Here is a 20,328-nt window from a genome sequence, read left to right as displayed (position 1 = left end):
CATGCAAAACAGATCAAATCGGAGCAGTGTCACTTGGTCGCGAAGACCTTGATCTCCTGCACCTGCCCGCGGAACTTCCCCTGGTAGGTGGGCATCTTGGTGAACCAGACGAGCACGTAGCGGCCCTTCTTCGGGGCCTCCGCGGTGAACGTCTTCTTGCCGGAGACTCCGTTGACCTTCTGGAGGACCGAGAGGGACTCCAGCTGCGGGGAGTCGCCAACCCTGAGTTCGGCGGTGCCTCCCGAGGTGCCGCCGAAATCGACCGTCACCTGCTTCACCGGGACGCTCTCGCCCATGTCCAGCAGGAGGCCCACACCCGTCTTGAGCCGGCCGAAGTCGGCGGAGTCGTACGACTCGGAGTGCCAGTCGGTGGAATCCTTACCGTCGATCGCGAAGCCGGCGAGCTCGCCGCGCTCCTCTCTGTCGCCCAGCGGGTCGAAGCCGATGGCCGAGGAGGGCTTCACCTCGCGGATCTCGACGGCCGCGGTCGGCGTGGGCGTGGTGCTCTCCTCGCCGGGCACCGGGGTACCGGCGTTGCCGATGCTGCGGCCGAGGGTCCAGGCGCCCAGACCGACGGCGACCATCACCAGCAGCACGACGACGGTCATGGCGACCTTGTTGACCATGCCGCCCCCCTGCCGGGGCATCGGGCGGTGCTGGTGCTGGGTCCGATGCTGCGAAGGCGGTGTGTGGCGCTGGGGAGCCGCGGTGTCGACCCCCTCGGAGCGCGAGGCCGCCACCGGCAGCGCCGTCATGGGCATCGGCGTCGGCATCGGCAGGGGACTGGGCCGCGACACCGAGGCCAGGGCCTCGGCGACCTCGGCGGGCGTGGTCAGCGGTTCGAGCCCGCGCCTGGTCTCCGGCAGTATCGCCCGGCAGACGATGGCGTCCAGGTAGCCGGGAACGCCCGCGGTGACCTGGCGCGGCGTGCAGAAGTGCCCGTCACTCATGGGTGCGACGGGCAGGCCGCCGCTGCCTCGCTCGTCGCCCGGCCAGTGGCCGGTCAGACCGGCGTACAGCAGGCGGCCGAGGCCCTCGGCGTCCTCGCGGGCGGGGTCGTCGCTCATCACGTCGTCCAGGACGGCGTCGACTCCCAGGCCGAGCAGTTTGACCGTGCTGCCCGCCGTCCAGACCAGGTGCTCGGGGGTGAGGCAGAGATGGGCGAGGTTCGCCTCGTGCGCGTGCGCCAGGGCCTCCGCGGCCTCGGCGACCATCGCGGCGGCCCGCTCGGGGTCGAGGGGCCCGCCCGCGATCATGTCGCCGAAGGACTCGCCGCTCACCCACTCGCTGACGACGTAGGAGTGGCCGTCGTCCTCGGTCGCGTCGAAGACCTGGGTGAGACGGGGGTCGGTGAGCCGGCTCGCCACCCTGGCGGCCGTGACGACCTCGTTCAGGCGGGGGAAGTCGGGATCGAAGGTGTGGACGGCGACGGGCCTGGCGAGCACCTCGTCGATGGCCTTCCACAGGGTGGCCCCGCCCGACTCGTGGACGCGGTCTTCGAGCCGGAAACGCTCGGCCAGCTTGGTGCCGGGCTCTACGGCGGGGGAACTCACGAGGACCCCGTACCTGAGAACACGACAGCACCATGCCCGGTCAGCACATCAAGACACATCACATGATGCTGGGTGGATCCGCCCACGCCCTCCTGCTTCCATTAGCCGCATGTCACCACACGCGTCGCACCATGGTAGTCCCGCACCGGTTCCGCCCGTGTTCGTCTTGTCAGACGTTTAAGACAAGCCTTTGGCTTACCGGCCTACCCGTCCTGCGACCATTCCAACGATCGAACTCACCTCGGGGATGCGCATCCGGTGGGCGATCGCCAAGTAAAGAACCATACCGAGTCCGCCGCCCGCCGCCAGCATGACGGCCGCACTCAGCGCGTCCAACGCGGTGAGTTCCTGCGTGAGCCACAGCACGCCGAGCGCGAACGCGGCCGCCGGGAGGGCGGCCAGATACATCCGGGACAGCCCCGCGGCCACCTTGCGCCCCGCCAGGCCCCCCACGCGGCGCGAGGCCATCGTCCAGGCGGTCGCGGCGCCGGCCACGTAGGCGACGGTGAACGCGAGCGCGAGGCCCATCACGATGTACCTGGCGGGCAGGGTGTAGTAGGCGACGAGGCTGAGCGTGGCGTTCACCGCCACGTTGCCGAGGGCGAGGAACGCCGGGGTGCGGGTGTCGCCGAAGGAGTAGAAGACGCGCAGCAGGAGCTGGAAGATCGAGAACGGCACCAGCGCGAGCCCGAAGACCTGCAGCACGTTGCCGATGTAGACCGCCGAGCCGACGGTCATGTTGCCCCACGAGAAGATCAGTACGGTCACCGCGGGACCGAGCACCATCAGCAGCAGCCCGGCGGGCACCAGCAGCACCGACACCAGCCGCACCCCGGAGGAGAACTCCTCACGGACCGTGTCGAGCTGGCCGTCGGCCACCCCCCGGCTCATCCTGGGCAGCATCGCGGTGATCACCGAGACCGCGATGATCCCGTAAGGGAGCTGGAAGAACTGGTAGGCGTAGGAGTAGGCGGCGTTTCCCGCGCCGGGGGCACGCTGGCCCGCGCCGGTCGCCAGCTTGGTGGTGATCAGGAAGCCCAGCTGGCTGATCCCGACGTAGGCGAAGGTCCAGACCGCGGTCCTGCCCATCTCGCCGAGCCCGGCGTTGCGCAGGTCGAACCTGGGCCGGAAGCGGAAACCCACCCGGTGCAGCGCGATGACCAGCACCGCGCACTGCGCCACGATGCCGGCCGTGGTGCCGAGCCCGAGCAGCGCCAGGTCGGCGTCGGCGATCGTGTCGACGTCGGTGCCCGCCCCGCCCAGCTTCACGTAGTAGACGATCGCGACGCCGATCATCACGATGTTGTTCAGCACCGGTGCCCACATCGGCGCGGCGAATCTGTCACGGGTGTTGAGGATCGCGCCGGCGATCGCGCCGATCCCGAAGAAGGCGATCTGCGGCAGGATGAACTGTGCCAGCCTGACCGCGACCTCGGTCTGCCTGGGACCCCAGTCGGTGCTGTAGAGACTGATCAGCGGTCCGGCGAGGACCACCGCGACCAGCGCCAGCAGGGTGAGCGTGATCACCCCGAGGGTCATCAGGCGCTGCTCGTAGGCCCGGCCGCCGTCGGGGTCCGACTTCTGCCGCCTGATGATCATCGGAACCACGACGCTGCTCAGGATCCCGCCGATGAGCAGGTCGAACAGGATGAGCGGGATCGTGTAGGCGACGTTGTAGGCGTCGCCCAGCGCGAAGGTACCGATGGCCGCCGCGAGCACCGCCGTCCGGACGAAGCCGGTGATGCGGGAGACCATCGTCCCCGCCGCCATGATCGCGCTCGCACGCAGAACCCTGCTCATGCGCTTTCCTCCGCTACGTGCTGGGAGCGCCAGGCGCTCAGGACTCGGTGCCCGCGGGCTCGTGCAGGCGCTCGGGCGGGGGAGCGGCCGCGGGGCGGCGGCCTCCCCTGCGGCGCAGGACGCGCAGGACGACGGCGGCGAGCATCACCACGAGGGCGGCTCCGACGATCACCAGGGCGACCCCGGTGTAGCCGGTGGTCCGCACGGTCAGCTCGACCGGCTTGCCGTACTTGCGGCCGTCGTCGGTGGTGAGCTGGACCGTCACGGTCGTCTGGCCGCTGGCCGTGGAGGTCATCGGGATTCGAATGGTCTGGTTCTGGCCGCCGAGGATCTCCAGTTTGTCCTCGTACGGCTCGATCTTGAGCAGATCCGGCTGGTCGGAGGTCACCCTGAGCCGGACCGCGATCCGGCTGGCCTCGCCGCTCAGATCGTTGCGCACGCTGATCGGCACGTCGCCGTTGCTGCCGGCCAGGGTGCGCAGCCGCGACTGCTCGCTGCCGGTGATGTTGACCATGGCGATCCGGCCGTCGATCCCCCCCGCGACCTGCTGGACGTACGGTGTCGCGTTGCCCGTCCTGCCCCGCCACGCCGAGGAGGTCAGGCGCAGCAGCGCCAGGTCGAAGACGTCGAGGTCCTGGGCGGTGGTGATCGCGGAGGTCAGGTCGGCGCGGGCGCCGACCTTCCTGACGCCCGTCATGTACTGCTTGGAGAGCTCCAGCTTGCGGTCGGTGTCGGTGTAGGTCAGGCCGGACCTGGGGACCGGAGCGCCCTTGCCGCGCTTGACCGTGTCGAGCGTGACGGGTGCCAGCCAGGGCAGGGCGGCGGCCGTCTCGACCAGGTCGGTGACGTAGGCGGGATCGGGGTCCCAGCGGCGGTGCGGGACGGCGATCACCGTTCTGGCGGTGGTGACGGGCTCCGAGCTGATCATCGCCGTCTCCGCGATGAACCGCTGGCGGTTCGTCAGCGCCGCGCCGGAGGTGGAGGTGTCGGCGCCGACGGTCTCGCTCAGCGTCGCGTCGGCGACGAGGGCGGTGAGCGGGCCGTTCACGCTCTCCAGGGTCGCCGAGGCGTCGGGGGTGGTGATCGGTGGCGTCGTCGGCGGCAGGTTCAGCACGTTCAGCAGTACGGTGTCGACGCCGCCGGTGGCGAGCAGGTCCAGCCCGTCGTAGTCGATCAGGCCGCCCACCGGCCAGTTCACGTTGGTGATCACATCGCGGCCGAGGGTCTCCCTGGCGACGATCCCGGCCGCGGAGATCCCGGTCCGCGTGGCGTCGTCGAAACCGTTGTGGGCGAGCGCCACGACGTCGGGGTCGGCGTAGGGGGTGGCGACCACCGGCTGGTCGGCGACGGCCTCACGGAAGTCGCTCAACCATCGGGCGGCCTCGGGGGCGGCGGGGCGCTGCTGGCTGCGGTCCTTGACCCTGACCGTGTGCGGCTCGCCCATCGCCCGCGCGTCGTCGAGCAGGGCGGGGTCGACGACCCAGGTGAGCCCCTTGGCGGACGAGGTGTCCTGGGCGATCTTGAGCAGGTCTCCCAGGCGCTTGCCGGGGGCCATCGCCGCGGGCAGGTTTCCATCGGCGAAGGTGGAGTCCTCCGACCGGCGCGGCTGGTCGACGATGGGCAGCACCATGGCGAGCCGGGTGCGGGGCACCCTGGTCTCCCTGGGCATGTAGGTCACCATGGTCCGCAAGGTGGCGACCTGCTGCCCGAAGGCGTCGCGCACCTCGACCATGATCGGGTAGACACCGAAGCCGGAGAACTTCAGCTCCTGCGGCGTGAAGGCGAACTGCCACGGCAGCTTGCCCGAGGGCGCGATCGGCGCCTGGACGAAACTCTCGCAGCACCACGAGCTCGGGAGGGTCTGCCCGGCCAGGTATGCCTCCATGTCGGCGCGCCTGGCGAACGGCTGCGGCGAGAAGTGCATGCGGATGCGCAGCCCGCTCATGGGTTCGGCGCCCGAGTTGACCAGGGAGCCCGACAGTTTGATCTCGGTGGTCGGGTCACGGGGGGCGTCGGGACCGATCGCCTCCATCACGACCTGAAGGCCCGCCCGGCTCACCGAGGTCGTCCGGGCGCTCGCCATACCCGGAACGACCACGGCCGCGGGAACGAGCAGCGTGGTGACGAACAGGGCGAGCAGCGCGGCTTTGCGGATCACGTGCCGGCCAGGGGTCGAGTACGGCGCACGCCGGTAATGGTATGGCCTAACCGGCGCCTAACCGGCGAGCGGAAAGATCGCCGACTCCCCGCGGGAGCCCTGCCGGGTCAGGTCGACGATCTTTCCTGACACCAGTGTGAGCAGGTGGTCCGCACGGATCTGGAGTGCCGTCCTGCGCTCTCCGGTGGGCACGTAAACGAGTGTGGCGTCGTGGGTGAGTCGCTCGTCCACCAGCACGGTGAGCGTGTCGGGCAACAGCAGCGGGCAGACCAGCCCCGAGGCGTAGTCGGTGGCGGAGTTGACGGTGAAGGCCGGAGCCACCCGCACCCTTCTCGCCCCCAGGATGCCGCCGACCACGCCGGGACGCGGCGGGGACCCGACGGAGGTGACGACCGCCACGGGATCGTGGCCGAGTCGTGTCGTGACCTCGAAAACCGTGACCCCCACGCATATCTCAGGACTCACCGACAGCACCTCGGGGAGTTCGTCCGAACATGTCATCGCGCGCGGAAGGCGTACGATCTCATGATGGACCTGGTGTGCGAGGAGCCAGCGGTGGATCGCGAGCGCATCCTTCATGTGTGCTCCTTGCCTCGACGCACAGTCCCCGAGGTTTCCTGACCGACCGTAACCTGGTGATCGCTTCAGGTGTATCCCCGCAGGGAACATGTTCCGTAACCGAAGGACCTACCCGGCTTGTCCCTTTCAAATCTGACCCAGAGCCAGCGCCACGGCATGAGCGAGCTGTTCCGGAAGATCGCACCCGTGGCGGACGAGCTCGGCGAGCTTTTCGCAGCCAGGGGCTACCAGATCGCCCTCGTCGGCGGCTCCGTACGCGATGTCTTCCTCGCAAGGATCGGCAACGACCTCGACCTGACCACGGACGCGAGGCCCGAGACCGTCCTGGAACTCGTCCGCGACTGGGCCGACTCCATCTGGACGATCGGCATCGACTTCGGCACCGTCGGTGTCCGCAAGGGCGGGTGGCTGCTGGAGATCACGACCTATCGCAGCGAGTCGTACGATCCCAAGTCGCGCAAGCCCGACGTGGCCTACGGCGACACGCTGGAGGGCGACCTGGCCCGGCGTGACTTCGCGGTCAACGCGATGGCGCTGCGCCTGCCCTCCCGCGAGTTCGTCGACCCGCACGGCGGCCTCGACGATCTGCACGCCAAGGTGCTGCGCACCCCGGGCCCTCCCGAGCGCTCCTTCGGCGACGACCCGCTGCGGATGCTCCGCGCCGCGAGGTTCGCCAGCCAGCTCGGCTTCTCCGTCGATCCGGCGGCGCTCGCCGCGATGGGCGCGATGGCCGACAGGATCGACATCGTCTCCGCCGAGCGCATCCGCGACGAGCTGGACAAGCTCATCGGCGGTGACCGTCCCCGCGAGGGCCTGCGGATCCTCGTCGAGTCGGGGCTCGCCGCCCACGTGCTGCCCGAGTTGCCGAAACTCCGGCTGGAGATCGACGAGCACCATCGGCACAAGGACGTCTACGAGCACTCGCTGATCGTGCTGGAGCAGGCGATCGACCTGGAGGAGAACGGCCCCGACCAGATCCTGCGCTGGGCCGCGCTCCTGCACGACGTGGGCAAGCCGAAGACCCGCCGCCACGAGCCCGGCGGCAGGGTCTCCTTCCACCACCACGAGGTGGTCGGGGCCCAGCTCGCCAGGAAGCGCATGACGGAGCTGAAGTTCCCCAAGGACGTGGTGGCCGATGTCTCCCGCCTGGTGGAGCTGCACCTGCGCTTCCACGGGTACGGCACGGGAGAGTGGACCGACTCGGCCGTGCGCCGCTACGTCCGCGACGCCGGACACCTGCTGGAGCGCCTGCACAGGCTGACCCGCGCCGACTGCACCACCCGCAACCGGCGCAAGGCACTGGCCCTGTCGCAGACCTACGACCAGCTGGAGGAGCGCATCGCCCGGCTGGCCGAGGAGGAGGAGCTCGGCAAGATCCGCCCCGAACTCGACGGCAACGAGATCCAGGAGCTCCTCGGCGTTCCGCCGGGTCCTGTCGTGGGCCGCGCCTACAGGTTCCTGCTGGAGATGCGCCTCGACAGGGGTGTCATCGGCAAGGAGGCGGCCGCGGACGCCCTCCGGGAGTGGGCGCGGGCCAACGAGGCCGGCGACGAGGCCGGTGGCGCGGGAGGAATGAGCGAGGTGCGCTCTGAACGGCGCCCCTGAGCTGAACGATCACGTCATCCCCGGTTCCCGTCCCGATGGTGTCGGCGGCCTCGACGGTCTCGACGGGGCCGGGATCGCCCTGCTCGACCGGGAGCACGTGTGGCACCCCTATGCGGCCGCGCCCCAGCCGGTGGCGCCGCACGTGGTCTCCCGTGCGGACGGGGTGCGGATCACCCTCGCCGACGGGCGCGAACTGGTCGACGGCATGTCGTCCTGGTGGGCGGCGATCCACGGCTACAACCACCCCCGGCTCAACCGGGCGCTGAAGGACCAGCTGGAGGACATGGCGCACGTCATGTTCGGCGGGCTCACCCACGAGCCCGCCGTACGGCTGGCCGCCACGCTCGCCTCCATGACCGGGCTGCCGAGGGTGTTCCTCGCCGATTCCGGGTCGGTCGCCGTCGAGGTCGCGATCAAAATGGCGTACCAGTTCACCGGCAGGGGACGGCTGCTCACGGTGAGGGGCGGCTACCACGGCGACACCTTCGGGGCGATGTCGGTCTGCGACCCGGTCAACGGCATGCACCACCTGTTCTCCGGCGTGCTGCCCGAGCACGTGTTCGCCGACCGGCCGCCGCGCGAGTACGACGAGGGCTACGCGGCAGGGCTGTCGGACCTGGTCGCCCGGCACGCCCACGAGCTGGCCGCGATCATCGTGGAGCCGGTCGTCCAGGGGGCGGGCGGTATGCACTTCTACCACCCGGCCTACCTGCGGCTGCTCCGCGAGCTCGCCGACGAGCACGGCGTCCTGCTGATCGCCGACGAGATCGCCACCGGGTTCGGCAGGACCGGGGAACTGTTCGGCTGCGACCATGCCGGGATCAGGCCCGACATCATGTGCCTGGGCAAGGCCCTGACCGGCGGCTACATGTCGCTGGCCGCGACGCTGTGCACCGAGCGGGTGGCGAGGGGCGTCGGGGTGCTGATGCACGGGCCGACCTTCATGGGCAACCCACTGGCCGCGGCCGTCGCGAGCGCCTCCCTGGAGCTCCTGCGGGAGCGCCCGTGGCGCGAGGAGGTCGGCCGGATCGAGGCCGGTCTCCTGGCGGGCCTGAAAGGGGCCTCGGGGGCGGCCGGGGTGAGGGACGTGCGGGTCATCGGCGCGATCGGGGTGGTCGAGGCCCGCGAGCCCGTCGACGTCCCCGCCGTCCAGGACCTCGTCATGCGGCACGGCGTCTGGCTCCGCCCGTTCGGACGGCTGATCTACGCCATGCCGCCCTACTCGATCGGCGACGACGACCTGGAGAGGGTCACGACGGCGATGACGGCGGCGGCCCGCTCACTGTGAGGGATGTGGGGGCGACGACGGTCGCCCGGTCATCGTGAGGAGCATGACGGCGGCGGGGGTTCGGTCGTCGTGAAGGGCACGAGGGCGACGACGCCCGCTCACTGTGAGGGCTGCGACGGCGATGACGGCAGCGGTTCGGCCACTCGGGCCGGCGTGACGACCCGGTAGATCACCGCGCCCGCGACGTATCCGACGGCGATGAGCACCAGCACGAGCAGCGACTTGCCATCCGGCGGCAGCAGCGCCGCCGCCAGTGCCGCGGCCAGCACGTAGCTGCCGTTGAAGAGCATGTCGTAGATGGAGAAGGCCCGGCCGAGGTAGGCGTCCTGGAGATCCCGCTGGACGGCGGTGTCGGCGCAGATCTTGATGCTCTGCCCGGCGATGCCGAGGACGAAGCCCGTGGCCGCGAACCCCCACTGCTGGAACGCCGCACAGAACGCGAGCGTCAGCACCCCGGAGGTGATCAGCATGGCCGGGACCCATCGTTCGATGGTGAAGCGTTCCGTGGCCCACGGCGTGACCAGGATGGCCAGGAAGTAACCGACCCCCGAGGTGGCGACCACGACGGAGACCGCGTTCAGCGCGTCCTCGGCGTTCTCCGCGAAGTAGTAGCGCGACAGCAGCACGAGCATCGCCGTGCACATGCCGTACATGAACCGGTGGGTGGCCATCGCACCCATCGCCGCGGCGGCGGCCCGGTGCCGGACGAGGTGTCTCGCGCCGTCGGCCAGGCCGGCCAGCACGTGGCGTACGGCCTCGCGGGCCTGCGGCCGGTCGGGGTCGTCGGCGGGACCGAGCAGACGCCTTCCCATGGTCATGGCGATGAGCGCGCTGAGCCCGAAGACGAGGCCGGAGACGACGAGCAGCACGGCCGTACCCGGGTGGCCGGAGCCGAAGACCGCCCGGAGCAGGTATCCGGCGCCTATGCCCACGAAGGTGAGCACGGTGCCCGAGGTCGGGGTGACCGCGTTGGCCACCATCAGCCGGTCGGCGGGCACGACGTGCGGGAGTGAGGCCCCCAGCGCGGCGAGGAAGAAACGGTTCACCCCGAGGACGCCGAGCGCGGCGACGTAGAAGATGCCGTCGGGGGCGTTCGCCGCGACGAGTGCCGCCGCCACGAGCAGCAGCGCCCCGCGGACCATCGGCGCGATGACGAGGATCTGCCGCCGCGACCAGCGGTCGATGAACACCCCGACGAAGGGTCCCAGGATCGAGTACGGCAGCAGCAGCACGGCGAGCCCTGCGGCGATCTCCACCGCGCTCGTGCTCTTCTCCGGGCTGAAGAACGCGAATCCGGCCACGGCGAACTGGAAGATCCCGTCGGAGAACTGCGAGACCAGGCGGGTCGCGTACAGCCTCCGGAAGTCCCGACCTTCCAGGACCACACGTAGATCGGATGCAAATGACACGCGCTCAGCCTATGCGTGGGCGGCATGGGCGGGCATCTGGAACCTCCCTGATTGTGTTATTGGGCATTTACGACCTTTGCCTACGTATCACTTAGGGGGCGCGGTAAACCAACATGATCACGTACCCTCGTTCGAGTGACACCTGATGAACACGTTGTGCTCGTCGACACCGAGGGAAACGCGATCGGCACGGCGGCGAAGGCCACGGTGCACGGTCCCGACACTCCCCTCCATCTGGCCTTCTCCAGTTACGTGTTCGACGAGCAGGGGCGGGTCCTGCTCTCCCGCCGCGCACTGCACAAGACGACCTGGCCGGGGGTGTGGACCAACAGCTGCTGCGGCCACCCCCTGCCCGGCGAGCCGCTCCCCGAGGCGGTGACCCGCAGGCTCTCCCACGAGCTCGGCCTCGCGGCCGACCGGGTCGACCTCCTCCTGCCGCGCTTCTCCTACCGAGCGGTCATGGACAACGGCATCGTCGAGCGGGAGCTGTGCCCGGTCTACCGGGTGCTGGTGACCGCGGAGGCCGCGCCGAACCCCGACGAGGTCGACGACGTCCGCTGGATGCCGTGGAAGGAGTTCACCGACGGGGTGCTCGGCGACCGCCTGGCGATCTCCCCCTGGTGCCGCGAGCAGGTTCCCCAGCTGGTCGAGCTCGGCGCCGACCCGCTCGCCTGGGGGGCCGCGGACCCCGCCGACCTCCCGCCCGCCGCCCGCTGACGCGCCGGCCTCCCCCCGCCCCCCATCGAGACCTTCCGCCCCGGCGGTGTGAGTGCCTCTCACACCGGCGGTCGTTCAACGGCGAGAGCCCTCGGCCCACGTGGGCCGAGGGCTCTCGCCGTTCGATGCCGGAAGGCTCGGGAAGGTCAGCGCTCGACCTCGCCGCGGATGAACTTCTCCACGTACTCGCGCGCCTCGTCGTCGGAGTACTGCTCCGGCGGCGACTTCATGAAGTAGGAGGAGGCGGACAGGATCGGCCCGGCGATGCCCCGGTCAAGGGCGATCTTGGCGGCGCGCACCGCGTCGATGATGATGCCGGCGGAGTTGGGGGAGTCCCATACCTCCAGCTTGTACTCCAGGTTGAGGGGGGTGTCGCCGAAGGACCTGCCCTCCAGGCGCACGTACGCCCACTTGCGGTCGTCGAGCCACGGCACGTGGTCGGAAGGGCCGATGTGCACGTCGGCCTTCTGCATCTCGTGCGGGATCTGCGAGGTGACCGCCTGGGTCTTGGAGATCTTCTTGGACTGCAGGCGCTTGCGCTCCAGCATGTTCATGAAGTCCATGTTGCCGCCGAAGTTCAGCTGGTAGGTGCGGAGCAACTCGACGCCGCGGTCCTCGAACAGCTTCGCCATCACGCGGTGCGTGATGGTCGCACCGACCTGGGACTTGATGTCGTCGCCGACGATCGGGACGCCCGCGTCGACGAACTTCTGCGCCCACGCGGGGTCGGAGGCGATGAACACCGGCAGCGCGTTGACGAACGCGACCTTCGCGTCGAGGGCGCACTGCGCGTAGAAGCGGTCGGCCTCCTCCGAGCCCACCGGCAGGTAGGAGACAAGAACGTCCACCTTGCTGTCCTTGAGGACCTGCACGACGTCGACCGGAGCCTCGTCGGACTCCTCGACCATCTCCCGGTAGTACTCGCCAAGACCGTCGAAGGTGGGGCCACGCTGCACCGTGACGCCGAGCGGCGGCACGTCGCAGATCTTGATCGTGTTGTTCTCCGAGGCCACGATCGCCTCGGACAGGTCACGCCCGACCTTCTTGGCGTCCACGTCGAAAGCCGCGACGAACTCCACGTCGCCGATGTGATAGTCGCCGAACTTGACGTGCATCAGGCCCGGCACCCGCATACCGGGGTCGGCGTCCCGGTAGTAGTGCACGCCCTGAATGAGCGACGTGGCGCAGTTGCCTACACCGACAATGGCTACGCGCACCGAACCCATGGCACTCGCTCCCCTTTTGTTCTCTTAGTGGTCAGTTTTCTTCCGGGGTGGCGTGCCGCCCCGTCGTGCCCGTCCCTGGCGCGGGCGCCCTGGACGTCTCCTCTTGCGCGGGTCGCCGCTCCCCCTCCGGCGGCGATGCCTGCCGTTCGGTGGCGATCAGCTCATTCAACCAGCGCACTTCGCGTTCGACCGACTCCAGGCCGTGACGCTGAAGCTCAAGGGTGTAGCTGTCCAGCCGCTCGCGCGTACGGGCGAGTGCCGTGCGCACGCTGTCCAGGCGTTCCTCAAGTCGGCTGCGGCGACCCTCGAGAATGCGCAGGCGCACCTCGGCCTCGGTGTGCCTGAAGAAGGCGAAGTGCACGCCGAAGCTCTCGTCCTCCCAGGCGGAAGGGCCCGCCTGGGTGAGGAGCTCCTGCAGGCGTTCCTTGCCCTCCGCGGTCAGCTTGTAGACGATCTTCGAACGGCGGCCGGGGAGCACGATGGCGCTGTCGGCGGCCGTGGTGGCCGCGGCGGCGTCGCCGTCTTCGACGATCAGTCCGTCGGTGAGCAACTGGCGGAGGCACGGGTAGAGCGAGCCGTAGGAGAACGCCCGGAACATACCGAGCAGGGCGTTGAGCCGTTTGCGCAGCTCATAGCCGTGTAGAGGGGTCTCATGCAACGACCCGAGCACGGCCAGCTCCAGCACGCCGCCACGTCCGCCGGCCACTGGAAACCACCACCTCTCGCGTCGATGTATCGAACCGATACATCGACAGGATACGTCCATTCAACATAAGGCTGCAATCAGCGACTTTCCCAAGAGGTTGGGAGCAAACGCCAAAAAGCCGTAGTCTGGCGCCTATGTGGTCACAGCAGACGGTGGTGGGAGATGGCCCCCACGTGGCGTGGACCGCTTTTCAATACCGGGAATCCCACGTCAATGTGGGAGAGGTCTGCCAAGGTTGTTGCCGGAACCACCTGACGATCTCGTTCGTCCCCGGGAGTGGAGATCCACCCGAATGGGCCGGCCACCAGTGAGCCAAGGCGACGAGATCTCCGGTGATCAGGAGGTAGTCTCGCCCGCCTGCACGCCGTCGTAGACCCCGATGACCGAACGAGGACGCGTGAGTTACAGCAACAGCAATGACCCGGAGTCGGACGGGCGCCGCCAGGGCGCCGACGAGTCGTCTCGCCAGGGGCGGCGCCGTCGCTCAAGCCCAGGAGCCGCTTCCCGTGCAGTCCCCTCTCCGCAAAACGTTCAAACCGGTGCGGGTCGGGATTCTCCTCGACAGGCACCGCAGGCGGGAGCCGACCCCCGGACCGCGATGATGCCCCAGCACGGCGGCATGCCCTACTCCGGCGGCGCATCCCAGCAGCCCGGCGGACCACCCCGGCGCGACGCGGGCGCTCCCGGTGGCATGCCCCCGCGCGGCCCCGCCGGCCCCGCCGGTCCCGGTGCTCCCGGCGGGACGCCTCAGCCGGGTCCCGGGGATGTACGTCGCCGTGACACCGACCCGACAGGCCGCCGCGCCGAGGCCGCCTTCGAGGACACCCAGGCGATGCTCGCCGCCCAGTCGGGCGGCGGGCGTTCTGCGGGTTCGAGGCCGGGCGAGGGCGGCCGCAGGCGCCGAGGACGCGGTGCGAGCGCTCTCGCCGCGGAGGGTCCCGGAGGCCCGGAAGGACCCGAGGGCCCCGGCAGAGACGGTTTCGACGGCGACGGTTTCGACGGCGACGACGAACCCCCCAAGAGGTGGACGCGCTTCCTGCCCAACTGGAAGATCGTGATGGCCAGCTTCGTGGTCCTCACCGCGGGCGTCTTCGGCATGATCGCGGTCGCCTACGCCAACACGCCTGTCCCCTCGTCCCGGCAGGCCAGCGTCGACGACCGGGGCAGCGTCATCTACTACGGCGACGGCAAGACCGTGATGGCCCGCTACGGCACCAAGCGGACCCCGGTGAAGCTCAAGCAGATCCCCGTCCACGTCCAGGACGCGGTGATCGCCCTGGAGAACAAGACCTTCCGTACCGACAGCGGCATCGACGTCGCGGGCATGGCCCGTTCGGTCTGGAGCACCGTGAGCGGCGCCCAGCTCCAGGGCGCCTCGACCATCACCCAGCAGATGGCCCGCGGTTACTACGAAGGCCTCAGCCAGGAGGTCTCGATCCAGCGCAAGATCAAGGAGATCTTCGTCGCGGTCAAGATCAGTAAGACCCTGGAGAAGGACGAGATCCTTGAGGAGTACTTCAACCTCGTCTACTTCGGGCGCGGCGCGTACGGCATTCAGGCCGCGGCGAAGGCGTTCTTCGGTAAGAACGTCGGCGATCTGACCGTGCCCGAGGGCGCCTACCTCGCCGGCCGGATCCAGAACCCGAACGCCTTCGACATCCAGGAGACGGAGAAGAAGAACTACGCCGCGACCAAGGAGCGCTTCCAAGCGGCACTGAAGAACATGGCGGACATGAACCCCGCCGAGTACGGCAAGTACGCGAACAGCTCCTTCGAGGACCTGAAGTTCGAGGACGTCAAGGTCACGGAGACCTTCAAGGGGCTCAAGGGCTACATGCTCAACATCGTCTTCAGGGAGCTCGCCGGGCGGGGCATCACACAGGACGACCTGAAGACCGGCGGTTTCAAGGTCTACACCACGTTCAACAAGAACATGATGAAGGCCGCCAGGGACGCGGTGAAGGCCAGGACCGCCGGCCTGGATCCGACCATCCACGCCAGGCTGGCCTCGGTGAACCCGAAGAACGGCCGGGTGCTCGCCTTCTACAGCGGCGACGACTTCGTCAACGACTTCAACAACCGCGCGTTCGACTCCACCAAGCAGGCGGCCTCCGCGTTCAAGCCCTACGTGCTCGCGGCCTGGCTGGAGAGCGGCAAGTCGCTCGACAGTTACGTCGAGGGCATGGCGACGATCAAGATGCCGAACACCACCCCGATCAGCAACTCGGGGAACCAGCCGTTCGGGCCGATCAACATGGTCAAGGCCATGGCCAGCTCGGTCAACACCGTCTTCGCCCAGATGGGCAAGGAGGTCACGCTCGAAGAGGTGGCGAGGATCGCGAGGGAGGCGGGGGTCGGCGAGACGGCGAAGCAGAACCCCGCCTACAAGGGCAAGAACGCGGTCGACTGGGCGGTCGAGAACCAGAACTACCTGACCACCATCGGTGTGGCCTCGGTGACCGCGGTCGAACAGGCCGCTGGTTATTCGATCTTCGCCAACGAGGGCAAGCACGTCGACTGGCACACCGTCGTCAAGGTGACCAAGCACGACGGCACCGTCGTGCTCAAGGAACTGGCCGACGCGAAGCAGGTCATCACCCCCGAGTCCGCGGCCGACGCGACCGTCGCGCTCCAGGCGGTCGTCAAGAGCGGCACCGGTGGTGCGGCCAACATCGGCACCCGGCCGGTGGCCGGCAAGACCGGCACGAACAACGCCTACAAGGACGCCTGGTTCGTCGGCTTCACCCCGCAGCTCGTCACCGCGGTCGGAATGTCCAAGGACGTGCCCTACAACAAGGCGGGGACGCGCAAGCTCAAGGTCGACAAGTACGGCCTGCCGAGCAGGAAGATCAAGGACGAGAACATCGTCTGGAAGGAGGAGCCCATGCCCTCCTTCATCGGCGGTGGCGGCACCCCGACCCAGATCTGGCACGACTTCATGCAGACCGTGACCGCGAAGGACGAGGTCCTGCAGTTCCCGCCGAGGGCCAACACCGGATCGCCGAACAACCTGGCCACGCCCAAGCCGACGCCCTCGCCGACGCCGACGACGGAGGACACCAACCCCTTCCCTGACGAGAACGGCGACGACGGCTGGTCGAACGACCCCCCCGACGACGGTGGCGATTTCGGCGGCAACGAGTGCCTTCCCGGGGACCCCTCGTGTGACGTCGGCGATGACGGCGGTTGGGGCGGCGACGGGCCGCCGAACGGCGTGATCGAGCAGAACGGTGCGCCAGGCGTGGTCGGCGCACCGGGAACACCTGCCGGGGCCCTCGTGCCGACACCCACAGCGAGCGGACGACGTCCCTGATGAAGAACCTTCTGCCGCAGCGGGAGTCGCTGTCCGAGTTAGGCAACCGGGCCATTCCGTACACGCCGCTCGCCCTGTTCGCGGGGCTGGGGGCGGTTCTGGCCTGGTTCTGGAAGTGGCCGTGCCGCGTCGACGGGGCATGGAACGACGGGACCCTGCAGTTCACGAACTTCTGTTACACCGACATCTATCCCCTGTGGTGGAACGAGAAGCTCAACGAGGGCATGGTCCCCTACTTCGACTATCCGGTCGAATACCCCGTCGGCATCGGCGGGATCATGGAGTTCTTCCGCCGGATCGTCACCCCCATGAGCGATCCGGGGACGGCGTTCTACGACCTCACCGTCATCCTCATGGCGCTCTGCCTGGTCGTCGGCGTTCTGCTGATGGCCGCGCTGGCCGGTCCCGCCAGGCGCTGGGACGCGCTCTGGTACGCCCTCGCCCCCGCGCTGATCCTCACCGCGTACATCAACTGGGACCTGGCGGCCAATGCCCTCGCGCTGGGCGCGCTGCTGGCCTGGTCGAAGCGGAAACAGTGGCTCGCGGGCATCCTGCTGGGCCTCGCGATCGCCACCAAGTTCTATCCGCTGATGTTCCTCGGCCCGCTGTTCCTGCTCGCGCTGCGAACCGGCAAATGGGTGCCGTTCCTCAAGACGATCGGCGGTGCCGCGGGCGCCTGGCTCGTCGTCAACGTGCCGATCATGATCTTCGCCTTCGACGGGTGGAAGAGGTTCTACGTCTTCAGCCAGGAGCGACCGGCCGACTGGGGCTCCATCTGGTACTTCTTCAACCAGAAGCAGTGGCCGATCCTGGGTGACGCCGAACTCCTCGACAAGCTGGGCGTCGTCTCGCTCGCCGCGTTCTGCCTCGCGATCGCCGTGATCACGCTGACGGCGAAGACCCGTCCCCGCCTGATGCAGCTGTGCTTCCTCACCCTGGCGGCGTTCATGCTGACCAACAAGGTGTGGTCGCCGCAGTACGTGCTCTGGCTGATCCCCTTCGCGGTGCTCGCCAGGCCGGGCTGGAGGCCGATCGCGCTCTGGCAGCTCGCCGAGTGCTGGTACTTCTTCGCGATCTGGCTGTACCTGGTCGGCATCCAGCCGGGCAACGAGGCCCTGGGCATCGCGGGCGACACCTACTTCACCGCCGTGTGGGGCCGCGCGATCACCATCCTGATCATGATGGCGTTCGTCGTGCGGGACATCTTCGTCCCCGACAAGGACGTGATCCGCCAGGACGGGGCCGACGACCAGGCGGGCGGCGTCTTCGACGAGGCACCCGACCGTTTCCGGCTCGCGCTCTCCAGCGTCGGGGCCGTTCGGTGAGCTGAGCTCCCCCGGGGTGACGCGGGACGGGGTGGGTTTGTTCGGCGGGGCGCAGGTGTCCTGCGCTCCGCCGGGGTGACAGGGGGACAGGCCGAGGCGTCCGCGTCCGGGGCTCGGCCGGGGTGACAGGGGGCCGGATGGGTCTGTTCGGTGAGCGTTCACATCTGGCGGTTCGCCTAGATGATCCGGGACAATTCGACCTTGTGACTACTCCCCCCGCTCCTCCGCGAGACGCGCCCCCCGCGCCTTCCGCTCCTGAGCGCGTTGTCGCGACGGAAGGACTGCTGCTCTGGCTGGCCTCCAGGTTGGGAATCGTCGTCCTGGTCGTCATCGGCTCTCAGGCGCTCATGGAGGGGGACGCCATACCGGCGCCCTTCCTGGAGCGCTGGCGCAACTGGGACGCCAATCTGCTCATCACCATCGCCGAACACGGGTACGGCGGGCCTCCGGGCAGCGAGCCCGACAGGGGGTTGCCCGCCTTCTTCCCCGGAATGCCGCTGATGCTCCGCGCGGTGCATCTCGTGATCGACGACTGGACCCTCGCCGGGCTGCTCATCTCCCTGGTGGCCGGCGCCGTCGCGATGACGGCGCTCGCCAGGCTGGCCGAGTTCGAGGGGCCGCGGGGAGCGGGCCGGTACGCGGTGCTCGCGCTGCTGCTCTGGCCGATGGCGGTGTTCCTGTTCGCGGGCTACAGCGAGGCGCTCTTCCTCGCCTTCGCCATTCCCGCCTGGCTCGCGGCGCGTCAGGGCCGCTGGCCGCTCGCCGCGGCCCTGGCGGCGGGCGCCTCCTGCGTGCGCATCACCGGCCTGTTCCTCGCCATCGCGCTGATCGTGGAGTTCCTCGTCCGCAGGCATCCCCTACGGCAGGTGGGGTGGCTGCTCCTCCCGTTCGTGCCGCTCGGCCTCTACTCCGCCTACCAGTACTCCCGTACGGGTGACTGGCTGGCCTGGAAGACCGCGCAGGAGGCCGGTTGGGGACGTTACATGGTGTGGCCCTGGGAGTCTTGGACCACGACCTGGGGCGCGGCGATGGGCGAGGGGCGGATGGCCTGGGCGTTCCGGCTGGAGGTCGCGGGGGCGATCGTCGGGGTCGCGCTCGTGCTTGTCCTGCTCTACCTGCGGAGGTGGAGCGAGTTCGTCTATGTGGGGCTCCAGGTGGGTGCCCTGGTGTGTTCCGCCTACTACCTGTCGGTACCGCGCTCGGCGCTGCTGTGGTGGCCGCTCTTCGTCCTGATCGGCAGGGCGAGCAGCGGTCCTGAACCGTGGCGACGATGGATCATCATCGTCTACGCCCTGGTGCTGGGACCGTTGATGGCGCTCAACGCGTTGATCTTCGCCGACGGTGCCTGGGTGGGCTGAGCCGTAAGGGGGATCCCTTTACCCACTCCTTGGAAAAAGTAATCCCATGAAGTTATCCACAGGCTGTGGATCAACTTGCGCTCACCGGCGAGACGTTCTCCGTGACGCCGCCGTCCGGCGGCACCGCCACCTCGTCCCGGCCCCGGAACCTCGCCTCAGAGCTTCGTCCGGAGGAAGGCGATGTCCTCGGCCTGGCCGTCGAAGGGGGTCTCCACCACGATCGGCGCGTTCGCGCTCCGGCACACGCCCAGGATGAGCTCGGGGTCGATCTGGCCCGCGCCGAGGCTCGCGTGCCGGTCGGCGCCGGAGTCGAAGGCGTCGCGCGAGTCGTTGCAGTGGATCAGGTCGATCCTGCCGGTGATCGCCATGACCCGCTCGACCACGTCCGCCAGGTCCTCACCACCCGCGTGCGCGTGGCAGGTGTCGAGGCAGAAGCCCACGTCGAAGCCGTCGAGCGCGTCCCACAGCCGGGCGATGCGCTCGAGCTTGCGCGCCATCGCGTTGCCGCCGCCCGCGGTGTTCTCGATGAGAACGGGGACCTCGTGCTCCTCAAGGCGTTCGAACACCTTGCGCCAGTTGTCGAAGCCCTTCTGCGGGTCGTCTCCGGCGCCGACGTGCCCGCCGTGGACGATCAGACCCCGGGCGCCCAGCTCGGCCGCCGCCGCGAGGTGCGAGCTCAGCAGCTTGCGGCTGGGGATGCGCACCCGGTTGTTGACGGTCGCGACGTTGATCACGTAGGGGGCGTGGACGTAGACCTCCACGTCCGAGTCCTTGATCTCCCGGGTCTTCTCGCCGATGACCGGGGCCTTCCACCCCTTCGGGTCACCGAGGAAGAACTGCACGACCTGGGCATCGCGTGCCCTGGCGTGGGCCAGCGGGTCGTCCTGGTCGACGTGAGCTCCGATAAGCGGCATGTATCCGAGAGTAGCCGTTTCAACGCCGAGGGCAGGGGCAGTCGCAGGTCGCGCCCCACCGCCCGCCCCCACGGGCCAACCCCAAGGAGTTCCAAGTGGCTGCTCGCTATCGCAGAGGGATCAGTCTCATCGGTCTCATCTACATCCTGATCGGCATCTATGTCGCCTGGCTGTACGACTACATCACCCCCGCGCTCCTGAAGGACATCGCCGAGGCACTGCTCGCCGTCTTCCTGTGGTTCCTCATCCTGCTGGGCGTGGATCTGCGCCTCGGCTGACCCCGCGTGCCGTACGCGCCCCCGATCGCATCGGATCGGACACAACCGCCGATCTGCGGCGAGGCGGCACGCGCGGAGAACGGGGCCGGTCGTTCCCCG

The 20,328-nt window shown here is 68.9% G+C and carries 15 protein-coding genes; 7 read left to right on the top strand and 8 right to left on the bottom strand.

Features of this window, described 5'->3' with window-relative positions; translation table 11 throughout:
* Window positions 1-29: 29 nt before the first annotated feature.
* From ABZ664_RS22640 to ABZ664_RS22625, 4 genes are all read right to left on the bottom strand, one after another.
* On the bottom strand, window positions 30-1,553 hold the full coding sequence (locus ABZ664_RS22640) for a protein kinase family protein (protein WP_362513144.1): 1,524 nt from the start codon (window positions 1,551-1,553) through the stop codon (window positions 30-32).
* Between the two features lie 195 nt (window positions 1,554-1,748).
* On the bottom strand, window positions 1,749-3,353 hold the full coding sequence (gene murJ, locus ABZ664_RS22635) for a murein biosynthesis integral membrane protein MurJ (protein WP_362513140.1): 1,605 nt from the start codon (window positions 3,351-3,353) through the stop codon (window positions 1,749-1,751).
* A gap of 37 nt (window positions 3,354-3,390) precedes the next feature.
* Entirely contained in the window at window positions 3,391-5,511 is a 2,121-nt protein-coding gene (locus tag ABZ664_RS22630; protein ID WP_362513137.1) for a DUF6049 family protein, read from the bottom strand.
* A gap of 57 nt (window positions 5,512-5,568) precedes the next feature.
* Complete coding sequence (locus ABZ664_RS22625; RefSeq protein ID WP_362513133.1) at window positions 5,569-6,090, bottom strand: YbaK/EbsC family protein; 522 nt, start codon at window positions 6,088-6,090, stop codon at window positions 5,569-5,571.
* Window positions 6,091-6,246: 156 nt separating this feature from the next.
* On the opposite strand from ABZ664_RS22625, the gene ABZ664_RS22620 reads away from it, so the two are divergent.
* Window positions 6,247-7,695 (top strand): CCA tRNA nucleotidyltransferase, encoded by a 1,449-nt coding sequence (locus tag ABZ664_RS22620; protein ID WP_362513736.1) that lies wholly within the window; start codon window positions 6,247-6,249, stop codon window positions 7,693-7,695.
* A gap of 73 nt (window positions 7,696-7,768) precedes the next feature.
* Entirely contained in the window at window positions 7,769-8,983 is a 1,215-nt protein-coding gene (locus tag ABZ664_RS22615; protein WP_362513733.1) for an adenosylmethionine--8-amino-7-oxononanoate transaminase, read from the top strand.
* Between the two features lie 98 nt (window positions 8,984-9,081).
* On the opposite strand, the gene ABZ664_RS22610 is transcribed toward ABZ664_RS22615, so the two are convergent.
* On the bottom strand, window positions 9,082-10,368 hold the full coding sequence (locus ABZ664_RS22610) for an MFS transporter (RefSeq protein ID WP_362513130.1): 1,287 nt from the start codon (window positions 10,366-10,368) through the stop codon (window positions 9,082-9,084).
* A gap of 159 nt (window positions 10,369-10,527) precedes the next feature.
* Here ABZ664_RS22610 and idi point away from each other — a divergent pair, with 159 nt between their 5' ends.
* On the top strand, window positions 10,528-11,109 hold the full coding sequence (gene idi, locus ABZ664_RS22605; protein WP_362513126.1) for an isopentenyl-diphosphate Delta-isomerase: 582 nt from the start codon (window positions 10,528-10,530) through the stop codon (window positions 11,107-11,109).
* Between the two features lie 146 nt (window positions 11,110-11,255).
* Here the strand turns inward: idi and ABZ664_RS22600 are convergent, their stop codons facing one another.
* The gene (locus ABZ664_RS22600) at window positions 11,256-12,335 is read right to left on the bottom strand and encodes an inositol-3-phosphate synthase (RefSeq protein ID WP_362513123.1); all 1,080 of its coding nucleotides are present in this window, start codon (window positions 12,333-12,335) and stop codon (window positions 11,256-11,258) included.
* 31 nt (window positions 12,336-12,366) lie between these two features.
* Window positions 12,367-13,041 (bottom strand): PadR family transcriptional regulator, encoded by a 675-nt coding sequence (locus ABZ664_RS22595; protein WP_362513120.1) that lies wholly within the window; start codon window positions 13,039-13,041, stop codon window positions 12,367-12,369.
* Between the two features lie 598 nt (window positions 13,042-13,639).
* Between ABZ664_RS22595 and ABZ664_RS22590 the strand changes: the two genes are divergently transcribed.
* The 3 genes from ABZ664_RS22590 (at window position 13,640) to ABZ664_RS22580 (ending at window position 19,037) form a co-directional block, all read left to right on the top strand.
* Complete coding sequence (locus tag ABZ664_RS22590; RefSeq protein ID WP_362513117.1) at window positions 13,640-16,354, top strand: transglycosylase domain-containing protein; 2,715 nt, start codon at window positions 13,640-13,642, stop codon at window positions 16,352-16,354.
* Window positions 16,354-17,679, top strand: a complete 1,326-nt coding sequence (locus tag ABZ664_RS22585; protein ID WP_362513112.1) for a glycosyltransferase 87 family protein — start codon at window positions 16,354-16,356, stop codon at window positions 17,677-17,679. The genes ABZ664_RS22590 and ABZ664_RS22585 overlap by 1 nt, the downstream gene beginning before the upstream one ends.
* A 203-nt stretch (window positions 17,680-17,882) precedes the next feature.
* A complete protein-coding gene (locus ABZ664_RS22580; protein WP_362513109.1) occupies window positions 17,883-19,037 on the top strand; it encodes a hypothetical protein in 1,155 nt (384 codons plus the stop codon).
* A 155-nt stretch (window positions 19,038-19,192) separates the two neighbouring features.
* On the opposite strand, the gene ABZ664_RS22575 is transcribed toward ABZ664_RS22580, so the two are convergent.
* The gene (locus tag ABZ664_RS22575; RefSeq protein ID WP_362513106.1) at window positions 19,193-19,951 is read right to left on the bottom strand and encodes a deoxyribonuclease IV; all 759 of its coding nucleotides are present in this window, start codon (window positions 19,949-19,951) and stop codon (window positions 19,193-19,195) included.
* A 95-nt stretch (window positions 19,952-20,046) separates the two neighbouring features.
* Between ABZ664_RS22575 and ABZ664_RS22570 the strand changes: the two genes are divergently transcribed.
* Entirely contained in the window at window positions 20,047-20,229 is a 183-nt protein-coding gene (locus tag ABZ664_RS22570; protein ID WP_350941835.1) for a hypothetical protein, read from the top strand.
* The last annotated feature ends 99 nt before the right edge of the window (window positions 20,230-20,328 follow it).

This window comes from Streptosporangium sp. NPDC006930 (assembly GCF_040635605.1).
Lineage (GTDB): Bacteria > Actinomycetota > Actinomycetes > Streptosporangiales > Streptosporangiaceae > Streptosporangium.
Note: the sequence above shows the minus strand (reverse complement) of the source record. Positions and strands in the feature narration are given on the sequence as shown.